Genomic DNA, 2107 nt, shown 5'->3' with positions numbered 1-2107 from the left:
TCCTAGCTCCCTACACGATTCAGTTTTCAAAGAACGACTTGGCGCTTTAGCGCCTTAGCGTTACTTGCACCCTTGCGGTGCAAAGAACGAATGTTTGTTGCAAATCTTCTTCTCGTTGCCGCCGTCTTGCGGCGACAAGTGCTATACTACCATGTCCTTTGGGTTCACTACAATCTTATTTGTTTAACAAAGAAAAACAAAAAATGCACTCTACGCAAATTATAACTCTACATTATGACTCAATCTTTTATTTTCTTTCGTTTTTGAAAACATGATTAAAAACTTTTCCACTCCCGCTGATAAATAGGCCAATAACCTGGGTGGATGTCCGTGGCAACAACGTCTAATCCTGAATTATCTAGGTATAGGAGAAGGAAAGGAGGCTTAAACTATGGGTGATCTAGGCCTTTACGGATGCTTTGGTGCCTATACTCGATGGGCCGTTGTATTTTTGATTATATTTGTGCTATTCTTCTTGCTTGTTCCAGCATACCCCGTAAAACCTGGTATTTGCTAAGCGTTTTTAAAGCTGGCTGCAGCTTTTATACAATGCTTTCGAAGCTCGGTTCTGGAGACCTCTGTCGAAAGTATTTTGTAAAAAGGCATTCGAAAGCAAATAAAAACAACTGATTCACAATCGTGGTTGTTTTAGCGGTTTTCTGATAGAAAGTACGCCAAGTGATCATCTGGCGTACTTTTTCCACTTGCGCCTAACTCGAACGACTCCGATTTAGGTGCAGCTAGTGTTGTAAGCCGAGCTCATTGCTTTGACCAGACGGTTGAGTCTACTAAGTGGTTTGTTTCCAAAAAAGGCGGAGCTATATCCATAACAATTCGGCTAATCGCAGCACATCCTCCAGTAAATAAACAAAAGGCCGCATAGCAAATATAGTCTGTCTTGGAGTCGGTAAGGATTAACACGAATGCTACTATCTACGCAATAACTAATACGAGTATCATTAATCCTTCCTCCTCTCTCCATTACTTATTTATCGGAATAATCAAAGGTTCATTTTGAAGCTTATCTATCCACTTTTCTTTTTTGTGACAAACCACGATTGGATATTTCACGTAGTTAAGTACTGGAAAATCATGTTTAGAATCCCCGATTGCAATTGTCTTCGAAGGATCATATTTCTGGATCTCTCGAAGCTTAAAATCAGCCAAGTTGCTTAAATCGACTTCACAACGATTACCATTTGGTTTGACTGAAAGGCAAACATAAGGTACATCAAAATATTTAGCATATTTCTTTATGAGAGGTTCTATATTGTGAGAAAGTAAAACTACCTTTACACCTTTCTTTTTCAAGTGGAATATTAGATCATGGGTAAACATGATAAACTGCTTCTTGAGTTTTTTTTCAAATAGTTCTTCTGCTGATTTTTCTATCTTACTCAACGAAAAACTGTGGTATTTTTTCATAACTACCTTCAATAAAAAATCTCGATTAAAGAAGTCAATCAAATAAAAAAACGGGATTTGAATAGCAAATAAACACACCCAAAGCAGCCACAAGATTTTATTTGAAATTTGTTCTTTTTTGATGGTTAATCCCAGATCAGTTGCACTTGACTGTGCTATGGTATTATCTACATCGATCACAGCATACTCCACACCATTCTCTATCAGCTCATCTATGTAGCTAAAATCTGTGAATATCGTGTACAAAATTACCAGCCCTTTCCAACCAGATAAGAGTGTCAAATTATTATGAATTTAAAACCATAATTCATGCGTATAATTTCATACAAAAGCATAATGTCGGAAAAATGAGCAGTTCAGGCTTCAAACTAACACTCCAATTAAAATTCGGTCTCTGGCGACGAAACTATTCCAGATTCGAAGCCTACCTGTAAATTCTGACATATCATTACAAATTTTTCAAGATAAAATTGAGCAAAATAAGACCCACGATCCATCGACCGTGAGTCCCCTCCATATCTCACTTACTAAGACTCTCGGAATTAAAATTTCCTTACAGGCTCTAGTCTCTTGACTAGGGCCATTTATTGTTTCACCCCCAAAACAGGAGTACGAACAAATTTTCCTCTTGACTTTTTCAAATCACCCCAACAATCGCGATGGAGGCATCTAATTGCCTACT

At 37.8% G+C, this 2107-nt stretch carries 1 protein-coding gene; it reads right to left on the bottom strand.

Features of this window, described 5'->3' with window-relative positions:
- Positions 1-981 precede the first annotated feature (981 nt).
- Positions 982-1671 (bottom strand): HAD family hydrolase, encoded by a 690-nt coding sequence (locus ACFO8Q_RS09365; protein ID WP_380025509.1) that lies wholly within the window; start codon positions 1669-1671, stop codon positions 982-984.
- Between the last annotated feature and the right edge of the window lie 436 nt (positions 1672-2107).

The sequence above is a fragment of the Effusibacillus consociatus genome (assembly GCF_042652925.1).
GTDB lineage: Bacteria > Bacillota > Bacilli > Tumebacillales > Effusibacillaceae > Effusibacillus > Effusibacillus consociatus.
Note: the sequence above shows the minus strand (reverse complement) of the source record. Positions and strands in the feature narration are given on the sequence as shown.